The 19,378-nt window shown below is 68.4% G+C and carries 1 protein-coding gene (cut by a window edge); it reads left to right on the top strand.

Features of this window, described 5'->3' with window-relative positions:
- Positions 1–19,378 carry the 3' portion of a tandem-95 repeat protein gene (locus BZF57_RS21520; protein ID WP_162290977.1) on the top strand. 11,036 nt of this gene lie to the left of the window's left edge, so only the last 19,378 of its 30,414 coding nucleotides appear in the window; its start codon lies beyond the left edge, outside the window; it ends in the stop codon at positions 19,376–19,378.

Genomic DNA, 19,378 nt, shown 5'->3' with positions numbered 1-19,378 from the left:
TGCAGGTGCCAACCAGTTCGATGGCGGCGCGGGCAACGATGTCCTGAGCGGGTTCACCGCGAACGACGGCATCGATATCCTCACCGGCGGGGACGGAGCAGACATCTTCCTGATCGGGACGGGTTACCTGTCCCCCGGCGGCGGCACCCCGGAAGTGGGCTTTGCCCCGGGCGACGTGCAGAACGGGCCGACGTTCCCGGCGGGGACGCGTCCGGTCGACATCATCACCGACTTCGATCTTGAAGGCGGCGACCAGATTCAGTTCCCTTCGGGCGTTTCGGGCGCGCTCGCTCCGGACGGGGCGGATACCCTCGTTTATCTCGATTTCGGCGACGGCGCGGGCTTCGTCCCGGCGCTGCGCCTGACGGGGATCGCGGTGGGCGCTTTGCAGCCGCGCCATTTCGGCGGCCTCCAGCTGCCGCGCTTCGATGCGCAGATCATCACCGGAACCGCTGCGGACGAGGTCTTCATCGGCAGCATTTCGGGCGACGTCATCGACGGCGCGCAGGGCAATGACATCATCCGCGGCGATCGCGGTGACGATCACCTGATCGGCGACCGCGGCGATGTCGAGACCCTCAACGATCTGGCCACCTATTTCGGTCCGCTCGGCAAGGCGCTTGTCAACAACCTCGGCGGTGCGCGCGGCTTCGGCGAGGCGGCCACGCCCTTGCGCGACGAAGGCACGGACTTCGTGGCCCTTCCGGCCACCTTCAACAACGGGTCGATTGCCGTCGGCGGCAGTTCGGTCTCCGGCATCACCATCGACAACAACGGGCTCGTCCGGATCGGCTCGCTGCGGTTGGGTCTATTCGAACACGACGTGGACACGCGCGCCGGCGAGTTGACGCCTAGCGCCGGGGGCAACAGCACCGGATCGAACCGCGTCTGGTACGATTTCGACGAAGCCACCAAGACCATCACCGTCACCTGGGATGACGTCGGACGCTGGTCGCGGGGCCAGACCCCCAATGCCTTCCAGGTGCAGATCCGGATCCTCGGGCCGGACAGCTTCGATGTGATCTATCGGTACGAGGATATCCGCTGGTCGGCCCCGTTCCCGAGCCTCAGGCCCTATGTGACGATCGGCACGACCCGCTACGAATTCCCCGTCGCGGACGATGATGCCACTCTGCTCGATACGACGCCCGGCAACATCGGCGCGGATGGCGTGCTGGTGGCCACGGTGCGCAACGGCGTCATTTCGGCCGACTGGATGGTCAACGACACCATCGATGGCGGCGCGGGCAATGATCTCATCGAAGGCGGCTCGGGCAATGACCTGCTGAATGGCGGGGACGGCGACGACGAGCTGCGCGGCGGCACCGGTGCGGACCGCATGTTCGGCGACGCGGGCAATGATCGCCTGCTGGGCGAGGAGGGCGGCGACTTCCTCAGCGCCGGCGAAGGCGATGACACGCTGGTTGGCGGCGAGGGCGCGGACCGCCTGATCGCGGGGGCCGGTCGCGATACGCTCGACGGCGGCGCGGATGCCGACCTGCTCGAAGGGCTGGCCGACGATGCTGCGGTCGATATCTTCACCGGCGGCGCGGGCCGCGATACCTTCGGCACGCTCGATCTTGCCCTGCTTGCCAACTTCTCCGGTCCGGCGGACATCATTACCGATTTTCAGGGCGGCGCGAGCGGCGATGTGCTGCGCATCATGGGCGCGGACGGGCGGAATCCGTTCACCGATGGCGTGCTGGTGATCGGCGAGGACGGCTCCGACACCACCATCAGCTATCGCACCGCCGACGAAACCTTGCGCGAAGTGGTGCGCCTGCGCGGCACCAATCCGCGCACGCTCGTGCCCGAGAACATGAGCGGCTTTGCCTTCCCGCTGCTGGTCGCGGTCGAGATCAACGACGACGACAACGGCAATGTGATCGTCGGCGGGCAGACAGACGACCGCATCGCGGGCAATGGCGGTGACGACACGATCAGCGGCTTTGGCGGCGCGGACCGCCTGCGCGGCGGCACCGGCAACGACCGGATCGACGGCGGCGAAGGCGAAGACCGGCTGGCGGGCGAGGACGGCGACGACGTGCTCGTCGGCGGGCCCGGCAACGACTGGCTGTCGGGCGGGCGCGGCAATGACGTGCTCTACGGCGGCTCTCCCGAGAACCCCGGCGCGGACAGCGATGTCTTCACCGGCGGCGCGGGCGCGGACCGCATGTTTGGTGGCACGGGCGCGGACCTCTACTACTTCGCGCGCGGCGATGGCCGTGACGAGATCTCCGACCTCGGCGGTGCCGACGCGATCGTGTTCGGGGCCGGCATCACGCTTTCCCAGCTGACCGTCCGGCAGGTTGACGGACGCCATGTCGAGCTCGCGATCGCGGGCACCGAGGACGCCCTCGTCATCCGCGACGCAATCCTGTGGGGCAATACCGCGATCGAAACCCTTCGCTTCGCCGACGGCAGCGAGATCGCGTGGGCCGACATTGTCGCCCGCGCGACCGTGCCTACCGCAGGCGACGACACGATCTTCGCGATAGCGCCGGCAGTGGGCGCCAATCTCGTCGTCAACGGCAGTTTCGAAATCTTTTCGGGCGGAGCGCTGGCCTGGTGGGGCTTCGGTCAGGTTGTCGACGTTCCGGGCTGGGTTGACGAATTCGGCACACCCTTCGAACTGGTCATCAGCGGGGCTGAAGGTGTGGCAGCCAGCGATGGCCGCTACTGGCTCGACCTTGAAGAATCCTTCCGCAACATGCGCGTCTCGCAGACCATTTCGGGTCTTGCGGCGGGCGATCAACTGATCCTCACCTTCGATCACGCCAACCGCGTCGAGCCTGCGTCAGGCTCCTTCGAGGTGCGCTGGAACGGCCAGACCGTGGCGAGCTTCGCCGAAAGCGGCCTTGCGATGCGCACGTCCACGATCGCGCTCACGGCATTGGCGGGGAACAACCAGCTTACCTTCGTCTCCACCGGCTATGGTGACGGGCGGGGCGCGTCGCTCGACAATGTGCAACTGCGCAAGGTCGATCCGCTTGCCCCGGGCGTCATCGTCGAAGGCGCGGGCGGCAACGACCGCCTAGTCGGGTCAGTCGCGGGCGACACGCTTGTCGGCGGCATCGGCAACGACCGGCTCGAAGGTGGGCTGGGCGATGACCGCTACGTCTTCGCGCGCGGCGACGGGCAGGATGTCATCGACGACCGCGCGGGCATCAACCGCATTGCCTTTGAAGCAGGCATCGCGCCCGAGGATATCCGCTTCGTCGTTCTGGCCGACCGGATTTCGGTCCGGATCGCCGGAAGCGACGACCGCATCGATGTGCTCACTGGCGGCTCCTTCGAGGCGAGTCTGCCCGAAATCGCCTTCGCCGACGGCACGCTGTGGGATCGCGCGGGCCTGGCCCAGCGGCTGCGCAGCGCGAGCGACGGGGACGATCTGCTGCTCGGCTCGGCGGGAGCCGACAGCTTGCGCGGCGGCGCGGGCGATGACGTGCTGATCGGCTTCGACGGCAGCGACGATATCGACGGCGAGGCCGGGCACGACCGCCTCGAAGGCGGGCTCGGCAACGACACCTATCGCTTCGCACGCGGCGGCGGGCATGACCGGATCGTCGATACCGGCGGCCTTAACGACCGGCTGGTGTTCGCCGCCGACATTGTCCCTGCGGACATTGCCGTCACCCAGAGCGCCGACGGCGCAGCCTTCGTGCTTGCCTTGCGCGGGACCAATGATCGCATCCGGATCGAGAATGCGCTGGGCGGCGGCGCGATCGAGCGGATCGAGTTCGCCGATGGCACTGTCTGGTCGACGACCGACCTGATCGCCCGCAGCGGCACCTTCGGCGACGACACGATCACCGGCAACGCCGGCGACAACGTGCTGACCGGGGGCCTCGGCAATGATCGCCTCTCGGGCGGTCAGGGCGGTGACACCTATGTCTTCGCCCGCGGCGATGGCAGCGACGTCATCGATGATGGCCACATCCGGCCGTTCCCCGGTTCGACCGACGCCGCGCGCGACGTGCTGGCGATTTCGGGCTACACCGCGCAGGAGCTGCAATTCTCCGCGCGCAGCGCGGGGAGCGCCGATCTGGTGATCCGCTTTGCCGGAACCAATGACCAGATCGTGGTCATCGGTGGCCTCGGCACCAATGATGAAGGGGTGGAATCCGTCCGCCTCGACGATGGCACGATCATCGGTCTCGACGATATCCGCACCCGCGCACTGGCGGCCTCTGCCAGCGACCGGGACGACTTCATTGTCGGCACCGGCAACGACGACACGATCGGCGGCGGCCTTGGCGATGACCTGACTGCGGGCGTGGGCGGCAACGATACCTACGTCTACCGCCGCGGCGACGGGGACGACCGGGTCGACGCGCTGGGCGCGGGCACCGATGTGCTGAGCCTTGCCGACTATCTGCCCGGCGACGTGATCTCGGCCGTGCGGGCCAACCCGACCAGCACCGATCTCGTGCTGACCCTCGCGCAGAGCGGCGACCGGGTGACGCTGGTGGGCGCGCTTGCGGCAGGCAACGCGGGCAATGAAACCATCACGATCGAATTCGCCGACGGCTCCCGCTGGAGCCGCGACGCGATGCGCGCACGCTCGCTCGAGTTCATCGACGGTGCGGGCGATGATGCGGTCTACGGCTATGACGGCGCGGACCTGTTCCGCGCGCGGGCCGGCAACGACACGCTGATCGGCGATGCAGGGGACGACACCTACCAGTTCGCGCGCGGATCGGGGAACGACAGGATCGAGGAGTTCGGCAATTCGGCGGACGACACGGTCACCTTCCTCGATATCGCTTCGAGCCTCGTGTCGGTCGAACGCATCTTCCGCGGCAGCGAGACGGTGCTGTTCCGGATCGGGGGCAGCACGGCCGACAGTCTGACGGTGGTCGACGCGCTCGCCAGCGGAGCGCGCGGGGTCGAACGCTACACGTTTGCCGACGGCGTGGTGTGGGACAAGGCGGCGCTGCTCCAGAAGCTCGACAACCTCGCGCCCACGGCCAACGCCGACGGGTTCTTCTCGGTCACCGCCGGCCAGCAACTGGTGCTCGCGGCGAGCACGATCCTGCGCAACGACTTCGATGCCGACAACGACCCGCTGTCGATCATTGCGGTGAACGCGGGCACATTTGGCACGGCGAGCCTCGATGCCGACGGCAATATCCGCTTCACTGCCGCGGCTGGGTTCTTCGGCCCGGCGACGCTGACCTACACGATCAGCGACGGACGCAACGGATTCGCCACCTCGCAGATCGACCTGCGCGTGCGGCCGGTCGCGACCGCCTTCGACGACACCGGCTTTGCGGTCGCCGAGGATACCGCGCTGGTCATCCGCGCCGAGCGGCTGCTGTCCAACGACCGCGATGGCGACAGGATGATCATCGGGCAGGTGTTTGGCGCGATCGGCGGCACCGTGGCGCTGGCGAGCGACGGCAACATCACCTTCACCCCCGCCGCCAATTTCAACGGGCAGGCACAGTTCCGCTATATCGGCAACACCCCCGAAGGCGGGCGGGCCGAAGCGCGGGTGTTCATAACCGTCACCCCGGTCAACGACGCACCGATCGCGCGCGACGATACCGCGCCGACCGTCGTCGAGGGCACCAGCTTCACGGTCGACCCGCGCACGCTGCTGGCCAATGACAGCGATCCGGATGGCGATTCTGTCAGGCTGCTGTCGGTCAGCGACAACGCCAACGTCCGGGTTTCGATCGGCGAGGACGGGCTGATCACCGTCACGCCGCGCGAATACTACTGGGGCCCGGCCTATTTCGATTACACCATCACAGACGGCAAGGGCGGCACCGCGACGGCGCGGCTCGACTTCGTGCTCTCGCCGGTCAACGATGCGCCCGAAGCGCAGGACGACCGGATCACGCTGACGCAGGCCGGCGAGCCGATTCTCGAAGACAACCCTTATGTCATCGCCGCGGCCCAGCTGCTCGGCAACGATATCGAGCGTGATGGTGATACCGTCACGATCACCGCCGTGCGGCAGGGCCAGGGCGGGCGCGCCCGGCTGCTCGACAACGCGACGATCCTGTTCGAGCCCAATGCCAACTTCAACGGCGATGCCTGGTTCGAATACCAGATCGACGATGGTCAGGGCGGCGCCGACTGGGCGCGCGCGACGCTGGCCTATCAGGCGGTCAATGATCGCCCGGATGCCCGCAACGACAGCTACACCGACGACAGGCTGCCGATCCTGCGCGGTCTCGAGGATGTTGCGATCGAGATCCCGATTCTTGAGCTGCTCAAGAACGATTTCGACGTCGAAGGCTTTGCCGTGCGATTCGAAAGCGCGGGCAATGCCGTCAACGGCGACATCACGATCACCGATCGCGGCACGATCATCTTCACGCCCGACGCCGACTTCTGGGGCGAGGCGACCTTCAGCTACCTGATCAGCGACCCCGAAGGGCTGGTCGATGGCGGGATCGTCACGCTCTATTTCGAGAATGTCGGCGATGGCCCGCCGGTCGCCGGGCGCGACACCATCGTTGTGTTCGAGGATGTCCCGACCGTCATCCCCATCGCCGCGCTGTTGGCGAACGACACCGATATCGACCGCGATCCGCTGACCTTCCTCAACTGGTTCCGGTCGATCAGCGACGGGCCGCTCAACGGCACGCTCGAATTCAATGCCGATGGCGATCTGCTGTTCACCCCGTTCCGCGACGCGACCCGTTCGGGCGGCTTCCGTTATCGGGTGACCGACAACGCCGACGGCATCGGCGAGGGCAAGGTCGATATCGTCATCGTGCCGTCGAACGACGATCCGACCGTGGGCGAGGACCTCGGCTTCGTTACCCAGCGCGATGTGCCGCTGGTGATCCGGGTGACCGACCTGCTCGCCAACGACTTCGATATCGAAGCGCTCGACATTGACGGCGATGGTCGCCGCGACATCGATCTCGACAATCCCAATCGCCCCTTCCCGACCTTCGTCGGGGTCGATGCGATCTACGACGCCGCCCGCCTGCAACTGGGCGAGCGCGTGCCGGTCGGCAGCTTCGAGGTGGTGAACTGGGGCGGCGAGAGCTTCGTGGTCGCGCGCTTCCAGCCGGGCTTCACCGGCGATTTCGTGATCGAATACCGCATCGCCGACGATCAGGGCGCCGAGGATGTCGGCTTTGCCCACGCTACGGTGGCCGACATCTACACCGGCCTCATCAACGGCTCGCCGCGCGTCGATTACATCGAGGGCACGGCGGCAGCGGACGAGGTGCGCGGCGGCAATCGCGATGACCGCATTCTCACCTTCGCCGGCAACGACCTGATCCTTGCCGGCGGCGGCGACGATTTCGTCGAGGCGGGCGAGGGCGACGACCTCATCGACGGCGGCGACGGAGCCGACCGCATCGATGGCGGCGCGGGCTTCGATACCGTCACCTTCGCGGGCTCGACCGTCGGTCTGCGCGCCGATCTCGAATCGCGCGTCGGCCAGGGCGGCTTTGCGCAGGGCGATGTCTACATCGCGATCGAGGCGCTGATCGGTTCGGACTGGAACGACCAGCTGTTCGGCAATGCCTTCGCCAACCGGCTCGAAGGCGGGGCGGGCAACGACATTCTCGACGGGCGCGACGGCGACGACACGCTGACCGGCGGCGACGGGAACGACACCATCACCGGCGGCTCGGGCGGCGACATCATCGCGGGCGGCGCGGGTAATGACACCGCCAGTTACGCCCTCGAAGCCGTGGGCGTTGCGATCTCGCTTGCCGCGGGCACCGCGACCGGCGGCAATGCCACGGGCGACGTGCTGACCGGCATCGAGAACCTCACCGGCACCGATGCCGACGATACCCTCGAAGGCGATGCGGGCGCGAACATCCTGCGCGGCGGGCGCGGGAACGACCTGCTTCTGGGCGGCGCGGGCGACGACCGGCTGAGCGGCGGGCAGGGCGCGGACCACGTGGACGGCGGCGAAGGCATCGACGTTGCCGACTATGCGCAGTCGGCCAGCGGCGTCACCATCGACCTGGCGGACAGCACCGCCGGGGGCGGCGATGCGCTGGGCGACACCTTCGCCAATATCGAAATCGTCGAGGGCAGCTTCCACGACGACATCATCCGCGGCGATGATGGCGACAACCGCCTGCGCGGCGGGCGCGGAGCGGACCTGATCGACGGGCGCGGCGGGTTCGACACTGCCGATTACGCAAGCGCCGACGAAGGCGTGCATGTCGACCTCGCGCAAGGCCTCGGCCTGTCGGGCGAAGCGCTCGGCGATGTGCTCGCCGGGATCGAGAAGCTGATTGGCTCGAACTACGACGACCGCTTCGTCGGCAGCGCGGGCAATGACGTCTTCGACGGCGGCGCGGGCGCTGACCGTCTTGAGGGCGGCGCGGGCTCGGATACCTACCTGTTCGGCAAGGACAGCGGCGCGGACACCATCATCGAACTCGGCAATGCCGCCGATACCGACCGTCTGGTGCTGGCCGCCGGCATCGGTGCCAAGGACGTCTCGGTCCTGCGGCTCGGCGATGACCTGTTCCTCGAATTCGAGCGCGGCGACGGGTTCCTGATCGATACCGTGCGCGTGACCGGTCACTTCCTCGGCCGGGAAACCGGGATCGAGGAGGTGGTGTTCGCCAACGGCACGGTCTGGGACCGCGACATTCTCGAAGCGCTCCAGCGGATCGGCCGCTTCAATGCCGAGGACGATCTGGTGCACTTCGCCCGCGAGGACGAGGTCATCCTGATCGATCCCGCGCGCCTCATCGAAAACGACGCCGAGGATGTGACCGGCCTTGCCCTGGTGGGGATCGCCGGCGCCCAGAACGGCACCGCACGGGTGCGCGAAGACGGGATGATCGAATTCCTCGGCGCGCCCAATTTCAACGGCGATGCCTTTTTCAGCTACATCGTGCGCGACGCGTACGGGCGCGAGAGCACGGCGCGGGTCGAGGTCAATATCGCACCGGTCAATGATGCCCCCACGGCGGTGAACGACCCGCTGGTCTTCGCGGTCGAAGACAACATCCTGCGCATCCGGATCGACAGCCTGCTCGCCAATGATTTCGATATCGACGGCGATGCGCTGGCCGAGTTGCTGACCATTTCGGCGCTCGCTCCGCTGACCAATCAGGCGGGCGAGGGGATCGATCCGTTCAAGGACCGGGACTATTCCTTCTCCGGCTCGAACATGAGCGGCAGCATCAAGGGCGACTATCTCGAGTTCAAGCTGCGCCCCGATTTCTTCGGCGCGGCAGGCTTCACCTACACGCTGCGCGATGCCGACGGCGCGACCTCGACCGCGGCGGTCGAGGTGTTCGTCACGCCGGTCAATGATGCACCGCGGGCGAAGGACGACGTCCGCCGCCTCCGCCTGAGCCAGGGCGCGACGATCACCGTCGCCGATCTGCTCGCCAACAGCTACGACATCGAAGGCGACGCGGTCACCTTCGTCGGCCTGTTCGGCGGCGCGGACGCGAACCCGGCGAGCAGCGGCAGCATCCTGCGTGACGATGCCACGGGCAACTTCGTGTTCACCGCCGGGGGTCTCGGCGCGGCCTTCATCGAATACGAGGTGATCGACGCGCGCGGCGCTTCGAGCGTGCTGCGCTACAATCTGTTCGTGCGGCCCGACAACGATCCCCCGCGCGCCTTCAACGACTACGGGCTGCGCACGCTCGAAGACCGGGTGCTGGTGATCGATCCGGCGACCCTGCTCGCGAACGACCGCGACGAGAACGGCGATGTCCTCGTCATCGAAAGCCTGTCGCGCTTTGCCGAGAACGGCAAGGTCCGGTTCAACGCTGCCGGCATGATCGAGTTCGCTCCGCGCGCCGATTTCAACGGCTCGGCGGGCTTCAGCTACACCGTCAGCGACGGGCGCGGGGGCACCGCCACCGCCTATGTCTCGATCACCGTCCTGCCGCGCAACGAAGGCGCGATCCTGCGCAACGATCTGGTCGCGGGTCTGGAAGACGGCGCGCTGTTCGTCATCCCGGCCGAAGCCTTCGGCAACGATGTCGAGCCCGAAGGTGACGTGCTGTTCTTCAAGAGCGCAGGCATCGCCGGCGCGCTCGCCTATCGCTTCCTGTCGGCGGGCTTCACCGTCGATGCCGAGGTGCCCGAGGGGCTGACCTTCGATCCGGCCACGATGCGCTTCAGCGGCACGCTGCCCGATGGCGCGCAGAGCACCACCGTGCGGGTGTGGGTCAGCGATCCGGCCAACGGCAGCACCTTCCACCGCGACATCACCGTGCGCGGGACGGATCTCGCCGACCAGCGCAGCCTGCGCGACGTGATCCTCGATGGCTACCGCGTGCGCGAAGACCATGCGACCCGCTTCGAACTCGCGGGAAGCGATCTCGACGCGGCGACCACCGTCACCGCCCGGTTGGCCGACGGTTCGGCGCTCCCGGCATGGCTGGTGTTCGATCCCGCCGCCCTGACCTTTACCGGCACCCCGCCGGCGGGGACGAGCGACCCGATCGGCATCGCGCTGACCTTCACCCGCGCGGGTGCGGGCGGGCAGGCGCTCGGCTGGTCCGATACCGTGACGCTCGATCCCGCCGCGCTCGCGGCCGGACCGGTCGCCTATGACAGCGACCTTGCGCTGTTCGACCTTGCCGGGATGCGCGTGACCGCCCAGATCAATGGCGGGCGCGAGCTGCCCGACTGGCTGACTTTCGACGCGGCGACCCGCACGGTCGCGCTCTCGGGCTTCGCGCCCGACGCCGGAGCGCCGCCGGTGCGGCTCCAGATCGTGATCACCCCCGCGCCGCGCAGCACGCCTGCGGGCACCGTGGCGGCGAGCGACCGCGGCTTCACGCTCGAATTCGTCATCGATCCGACAGCCGGCATCGACCCGGCGATCAACGCACTGCTGGCGGGCGATCCCTTCTGGGCGGGTCTCGGCAAGTTCGCGCTCGACCTCGGCGGTGCGGGCGCGCTGACCGCGACCCGCGAGAGCGGTGCGCCGCTCTCTTCTTGGCTGACCTTCGATCCCGAGACCCTGACCTTCGCCGGCACCCCGCCGCCCGAGTGGGTCGGCGCGGTTCCGGTGCGGATCAACGTCGCGGGCAATGGTTCGACCATCCCGGCGATGTCGGTCATCACCGAAGTGACGGTCGACGATGTGGCCGAGCTGACCGGGTTCGGTGGATCGCTCACCGTGCGCGACCAGCGCCTGACGCTCAACGCGCCCACGGACTTCAACGGCACCGTGGTGCTCAACTACACCACCACCGACGAGAAGGGCGGCGTTTCGGCCCAGCCCGCGCTGATCTTCTTCAACGTGCGCCCGACGCGCGAGCGGCCCGATGCCGTGACCGACGTGCTCGCGCTGAACGAGGACACGTCGCTGCGCTTCGCGGTCAGGGACCTGCTCGCCAACGACCTCGACCGGGATCGGGATGCGATACGCCTCACCGCCATCGCCGCGCCCGGCGCTGGCCGGGTGGTGATCGAGCTCGGCCGCGTGTCCATCGCGCCTCCGGCGTCGCTGGCGCAGGCCGAGGGCGCGGTGTGGTCCGCGACCCTGGCGAACGGGGCCGCGCTGCCGGCATGGCTCGCCATCGACGCCGCGACCGGCACGATCAGCGGCGAGGTGCCGCTCGACGTGCTCGCCGATCTGTCGATCACCGTCACCCGCACGCTCGGCGGCGAAACCGCGAGCGCGACCCTGACCCAGCGGTTCGACGGCAATGCGGGTGCCTTCGTCACCTACACGCCGGACGCGGGCTTCTCGGGCGAGGACAGCCTCGTCTACACGATTACCGACGACCGCGAGGGCGCTTCGACCGGCCGGCTCGTGTTCGACGTCCTGCCGCAGTTCGATCCCCCGACGCTGCGCACCGATCGTCTCGCCGCGGTCGAGGAGACCCCGCTCCTCGTCGATCCGGCGACCCTGCTCGCCAACGACTTCGATGTCGACGGCGATCCGATCCGCTTCCTCGGCGTTGCCAACGCGGTGGGCGGCACGGTGAGCTATGACGGCACCGTCATCACCTTCACCCCGGGCGCGAATTTCTCGGGCCGGGCGACGTTCGAATACTCGGTCACCGATGATCGCCACGGGGTGAGCACCGGCCTGGTCGAGCTCGACGTCGCTTCGACCAACCAGGCTCCGGTGGCCGCGACCGACCGTATTGCCACGGTCGAGGATACGCCCTTCATCTTCACCGCCGCCGATCTGCTCGCCAACGACAGCGACCCCGATGGCGACACCTTCCGCTTCCAGTCGATCAGCCGCACCGCAACCGGAGGCCGTATCCTCGAGCTGCCCGGCGGCCGCTGGCAGTTCGTGTCCGAGGAGAACCTCACCGGGCCGGTCAGCTTCTCCTATGTCATCAGCGACGGGCGCCGTTCCACCACCGGCGCGATCATCTTCGAGATCGCGCCTGTCAACGACGCGCCGATCGCCAATGACGACAGCGGCTTCACCACCGATGCCGACACCCCGCTGGTGATCGATTTCGCCGCGCTGATCGCAAACGACCGCGATGTCGAGGGCGATGCCTTCCAGATCGTCGAAGTGTTCGACGGCGATCAGGGCAGCGTGGTGCGCAGCGGCAACACCGCCGTCTTCACCCCCGATGCGGGCTATTTCGGCGACGCGGGCTTCCACTACCGCGTCACCGATGCGAACGGCGCGAGCAGCGTCGGCTATGTCAACATCACCGTCTTCCCCGACTTCCCGCTCCCCATCGCCTCGTCCGACACCGGGCTCGAGATGCTCGAGGATACGTCGCTCGTCATCGATCCGGCGCTGCTGATGGCCAACGACACCGCCCCCGAAGGATCGACGCTCGAATTCGTCGACCTGTTCGGCGCGGTGCGGCAGGATGACGGCACTTACCGCTTCACTCCCGCTCCTGACTTCTTCGGCAGCGTGGTGCTGCGCTATGCGATCAGGAACGAGCAGAACTTCCCGGTCTATTCGACCGTGACGATCAACGTCCTTCCGGTGGAAGACGCGCCGGTCGCCAATGATGACAGCCTGACGATGGTCGAGGATGTCACGCTGACGATCTTCAAGAGCGCGCTGACGATCAATGATGTGGATGTCGACCGGCAGGCAATCGTGATCCAGTCGATCGGCGAGACTTCGGGTGTCACGGTGCGCGATCTGGGCAATGGCCAGCTCGAGATCGTGCCTGCCGCGAACCTCAACGGGCCGGCGTGGTTCGATTACACGCTGACCGACAGCACCGGGCGCACCGATACCGCACGGGTCAACCTCACCCTTGTGCCTGCCAATGACGCGCCGGTGCTGGCCGCGATCCCCGTGCTGCGCGGGCGCGAGGATACGCGCTTCGAAGCGGCCTTCCCCTCGGGCCTCGCCACGGACGCCGATGGAGACATCCTGCTGCTCACCCTGCGCGGCAAGGGCGGGGCGGAGGTTCCGGCGTGGCTGGTCTTCGACGCGGCCACCCGCACGCTTTCGGGCGATCCGCCGGCGAACTTCAAAGGCACCATCGCGCTCGAACTCGCCGCCTCGGACGGGATCGTCGAGGCGATCCGCGACGTGATCGTCTCGATCGAGCCGGTCAATGATGCGCCGACGGTGCTGGGCGGGATCGACGATTTCGCGACCTCCGAGGACACGCCTGCCAGCTTCGCGCTGCGCAGCGATGCCTTCGCCGATGTCGATGGCGATGCGCTCACGCTGTCGCTGCGGCTCGCCGACGGCAGCCCTGCGCCGGCCTGGATCCGGCTGACGGGCGGGGTCATCTCGGTCAACCCGCCGCGCGACTACAACGGCGTCATCGCCTTGCAGGTCATCGCGAGCGACGGCGCGCTGAGCGTCGCCGAGCCCTTCACCCTCACCATCGCGCCGGTCAATGACGCGCCGGTCGTGGCGGCACCGCTCGCCGATGTGGTGGTGGACGAGGACAGCGCGATCGATCTCCTGCTGCCCGCAGGCACCTTCGCCGATGTCGATGGCGACAGCCTCGTGCTGTCCGCGACCCTCGCCGATGGCACAGCGCTGCCCGCATGGCTGGCGTTCGACGGTGCGCGCTTCACCGGCACGCCGCCCGCCGACTTCAACGGCGAGGTGCTGCTGGCAGTTGCCGCCACCGATGGCACCGCCACGGCAAGCAGCAGCTTCGCGCTGCGCATCCGCGCGGTGAACGATGCGCCCGCGGTGCTGGTGCCGCTCGCGGACATCGCCGCCACCGAGGACACCGCGATCTCGGTCGCTCTGCCGCTCGACGGGATCGCCGATGTCGATGGCGACGCGCTCGCCTTCAGCCTCGTGCAGGCCGATGGCAGCGCCCTGCCGGCGTGGCTGCGGTTCGAAGCCGGTCGCCTCGAAGGCACGCCGCCGGCCGACTTCAACGGCATCATCAACCTGCGCCTCGTGGCGAGCGACGGTTCAGCGAGCGTGTCGGACGCCTTCGACCTGGTGATCGCCGCCGTCAACGATGCGCCCGTGGTCGGCATCGCACAGCCCAACCGCCGCGCGATCGAGGACCGTGCCTTCGCCTTCGGGATCGATCCGGCAAGCTTCGCCGATGTCGACGGCGACGGGCTGACGCTCACCGCGACGCTCGCCGATGGCAGTCCGCTGCCGGGATGGATCGCTTTCGACGGCACGGCCCTCACCGGCACGCCGCCCGCCAACTTCAACGGCGCGCTGTCGCTGGCGATCACGGCGAGCGACGGAAGCCTTTCGGCGACCTCGTCCTTCGTGCTGGTGGTCGATCCGGTGAACGATGCCCCGGTGCTGCTCCAGCCGCTGGCCGACCGGGCGAGCCCCGAGGACACCGCCTTCGCCTTCACGTTGCCTGCCGGAACCTTCGGCGATGTCGACGGCGATGCGTTGACGCTCACCGCAACCCTCGCCAACGGCGACGCTCTGCCGACATGGCTGGCGTTCGACGGAGCGATCTTCAGCGGCACGCCGCCGCAGGACTTCAACGGGGCGCTCACGCTGCGGGTCACCGCCAGCGACGGGGCGATGAGCGTGGCGGATGATTTCGTCCTCGCCATCACCCCGGTGAACGACGCGCCGGTGTTCCGCACCGCGCTGGCGGGCCGCCGCTTCGCCGAGGACACGCAGGTCGAGGTCGCCATCGATCCGGCGAGCGCCTTCGATGCCGATGGCGATGCGCTGACCTACGCGGTCACGCTGGCGAACGGCGCGCCGCTGCCGGAATGGCTGTCGTTCGACGGCACCCGCCTGATCGGCCTGCCGCCCCGCAACTTCAACGGCGCGCTCGACCTGCTCGTCACCGCGAGCGACGGCAGCCTATCGGCAAGCGCGCCGTTCCGGCTGACGATCGATCCGGTCAATGATGCGCCCGCAGTGTTGGCGCCGCTGCCCGACGTGGTCAGCCCGGAAGATACGAGCTTCTCGGTCGCGATCCCGACAGGCACCTTCGGCGACGTCGACGGCGACAATCTGACGCTCAGCGCGAAGCTGGCGAGCGGGGCCGACCTGTTCGACTGGCTGCGGCTCGAAGGCGGCGCGATCACCGGCACCCCGCCGCGCGACTTCACCGGATCGGTCGACATCGTCATCACCGCGAGCGACGGGCTCCTCGCCGCGTCCGACACCTTCCGCCTTACCATTGCCCCGGTCAACGATGCGCCGGTGGTGCTGGTGCCGCTGCCCGATTACACCTTCGCCGAGGACCAGTCCTTCACCGTCGATGGCCTCAGCGCCGGTATCGCGGATGTCGACGGCGATGCGCTGACCTTCACCCTGACGGGTACCAATGGCGCGGCGCTGCCGACGTGGCTGAGCCTCGCCAACGGCCGTCTGGTCGGGGCCCCGCCGGCCAACCTCAACGGCGTGTTCGATCTCGAGCTGCGCGCGTCCGACGGCACCTTCAGCGTGGTCGATGCCTTCCGGCTCACCCTGACGCCGGTGAACGACGCCCCGGTGGTGGTCGCGCCGCTGCCCAACGTCTCGGCGAACGAGAACCAGGCCTTTGCCTTCGCGATCAACCGCACCGCCTTTGCCGATCCGGACGGCGATGCGCTAACGCTGACGGCGCGGCTGGTGGGCGGAGCGGCGCTGCCGAGCTGGCTCGCCTTCGACGGGACGACCCTCTCGGGCCGCTCGCCGGTCAATTACAGCGGCACGCTCAATATCGAGATCCGGGCGAGCGACGGCCAGGCGAGCGTGGGCAATGCCTTCGCGCTCGCGATCCTTGCCGTCAACGAGGCCCCCGTGGTCGCGCAGCCGCTGGTCGATCAGACCGCGACCGGCAACGGGCAGGTGGCGATCACCATCCCGGCGGGCGCCTTCACCGATCCCGACGGCGACACCCTCGCCTACACCGCGCGTCTCGCCGACGGCTCGGCGCTGCCGCAGTGGCTGGTGTTCAACGCGGCCAACCGGACCTTCACCGGCACCGCGCCCAATGCCAACGCCGCGCTCAACATCCGCGTCACCACGAGCGACGGGGCGCTCAGCGTCTCGGACGACTTCCTGCTGACGGTCACCGCGCAGCCGACCAGCGGCGGCGGCAGCAGCACCACGGGCTTCCGGCAGGTGAACGTCAACAGCTGGTACAATCCCTCGTGGGGCGGCGGCTACATCGCCACCTTCGAATACGAGGTGCAGCCCGAGGCGATCGTCGACGGGCGCCTGAAGGCATGGGATATCCTCGCGGCCTATTCGGGTCCCGGCACCATCACCGGCGGCTGGATCAGCGGCTTCCCGGGGACGACGACCTTCGCGGTCACGCCGCAGGGTGCGCTGTTCACCAACACCGGTCAGTCCTATCAGCCGAACCTTGCCGAAGGCACCCGCTTCCAGATCTCGGTGCAGATCGACGGTGCGGCCTATAATGCGAGCCATTTCGGCCTCACCATCTTCGACCGCGACCCGGCCTTCAACCTCGCCGACGCGCAGGACACCGAGCTGACCCTCGCCCCCACCAGCGTCTGGACGGGCGGCCTCAGCCAGAACCTGACGCTGCGCAACACCGGCAGCGCCGCGCTCGATGACTGGCAGGTGGTGCTCGACGTGCCGGACGGCGTGGCGATGACCATCACCAGCGTGTGGGGCGCGACCGCCACCACGCTCGCGAATGGCGACATCATGTTCCGGGCGGTAAGCTCGAACGAGAGCCTCGCGGCCGGCGCGCAGACCAGCTTCGGCTTCAACGCCAGCTACACCGGCGTTGCCACCCTGCCGCTCAACCGCAGCCAGTTCAGCTTCACCGATGGCGACACCCGCCAGTTCGATGCGGTGATCGCCACGATGACCGGCACCGGCCTGACGAGCAACTGGCGCTACGGGACGAGCGCGAGCGACACGCTCACGGTCACCACCACCGCCGCGACCCGCCTGTTCGGCGGGCTGGGCGCCGATACGCTCACCGGCAACAGCGGGGCCGACTGGATCGCGGGCGGATCGGGCGACGACGTGCTCACCGGCAATGGCGGCAACGACCTGTTCTGGGGCGGGGCCGGCAACGACCTGCTCTATGGCGGCACCGGCACCGATACGGCCTATCTGTTCGGCCTGCGCAGCAGCTATGCGCTGGTGACCCAGTCGGGCGCGCTCGGCCTGCGGGTGTCCGACCTTGCCGCCATCGCGCACGGCGACGACGGGATTGACCAGCTCTCCTCGATCGAGCGGCTGGTGTTCCGCGGGGGCGAGACGATCAGCATCGCCTCGCCGATCATCCTCGATCTCGATGGCGACGGCGTGAAGACCCTGACCGCCGCCCAGAGCGAGTCGCGCTTCGACCTCGACGGCGACGGGCTGGCCGACGATACCAGCTGGATCAGCGCGGGCGACGCCTTCCTCTACCTCGACCGCGACCGCAACGGCACGATGTCGGGTTACGAGGAAATCAGCTTCGTCGACGATGTGCCCAACGCCCGCACCGACCTCGCCGGCCTCGCTGCCTTCGACAGCAACAACGACCGCGTGCTCGACGCGCGCGACGCCCGCTTTGCCGAGTTCGGCGTGTGGCGCGATGCCGATGGCGACGGCGCGGTCGACGAGGGCGAGACCGCGAGCCTCGCGGCGGTCGGCATCCGTTCGATCAGCCTTGTCGGCACCGCGGTCAACCGCGTCACCGCGTTCGGCGAGGTGGCGATTGCCAACACGGGCACCTTCACGCTCACCAACGGCACCACCCGCAGCTTTGCCGACGCGGCGCTGACCTACTTCTCGGCGGCGACCAACCTGCCGTCGCTCGAGACCACCACCTACGACTTCGACCGCAAGGCGAAGAAGTTCCGCCTGAGCGCCGCCGGCGGCGCGCTCACCGTCACCCCGCGCCGCGCGCAGGAGGGCCGCGATCCGCTGGCCGGGCAGCTCGGCGCCAACACCGTGATGACCTTCGGCAGCACGACCTACGGGATGTTCGCGCCGGTCGTGCTCGATCTCGATGGTGACGGGGTCGAGCTGGTCAGCCGCAAGAAATCGCGCGCGGCCTTCGACTATGCGGATGATGGCGGCGCGGACGACACCGGCTGGATCGGCGGCGACGACGGCTTCCTCGTGATCGACCGCAACAATGACGGCCTCATCACCGAAGCCTCCGAACTGTCGCTGGCGAGCGAGGGCGAGGAGGCCCGCAGCGGCCTTCAGGGCCTCGCGCGGCTCGACAGCAACGGCGACCGCGTGGTCGACAGCAAGGATGCGCGCTTCGGCGAGCTGCGCGTGTGGCAGGACCGCAATGGCAACGGCCAGACCGATGCGGGCGAGCTGCTGACGCTCGAGCAGGCCGGGATCGTCGCGATCCGTCTGACCGGGATCACCCCGAGCCAGGCTACCGTGAAGCTGGATCGCAACCTCGTGGTCGCCACCACCAGCTTCGTGCGCACCAACGGCACCACCAGCACCGCTGCGGATGTCTCGCTGGCCTACCGCCCGGTGTCGGGCGCGGCGGCGGCGACTCTGACGTCGGAGAGCATCAGCGCGCGGACGGCGCTGTCCGCGCCCGACCTGTTCCTGTCACGCTGGCCGGGCACCCCGGCCCGCGACACGGCCCTTCCGGCGCTCGGCGATCTGGCCGCGCTGCTCGGCAGCGCCGACGACATGGCCGTCACCGCGCTGTTCGACCGCGTCGCGGCGGCCGACCGGCAGGGCCTGACGGGCGCGGGCGACGATGCCGTGTTCCCCGACATCGCGGACGAACAGCTGCGGTTGCCGCAGCGCGTGTTCGATCCGGCGTCGCTCTACTTCACCATGTTCGACCGGCACCGCCTGCAGGCCGTCCCGCAATGGGAGGCCGGCGCGCCCGGGATCGAGTCCGTGATCGACCGCCTGTCGCAAACCGATGCGGTGGACAGCATCGCAGAGGCGCTGGGCGAGATCTCCGGCAACGGCACCAACGCCGGGGCAGCCCAGCCCGACGCGGAGATCGCGCGCAAGCTGGCGATGATCCGGCAGGACATGGGAAGCTTCGGCGCGGTCGCGGGCCTCGAGAACGGCAGGATCCACCAGAGGGAGGCCGAGTACCTCCAGCTCCACGCCTGA

This window comes from Erythrobacter colymbi (genome assembly GCF_002155685.1).
Taxonomy (GTDB): Bacteria; Pseudomonadota; Alphaproteobacteria; order Sphingomonadales; family Sphingomonadaceae; genus Erythrobacter; species Erythrobacter colymbi.
The sequence above is the reverse complement of the archived record's forward strand: the minus strand, read 5'-3'. Positions and strand labels throughout refer to the sequence as shown.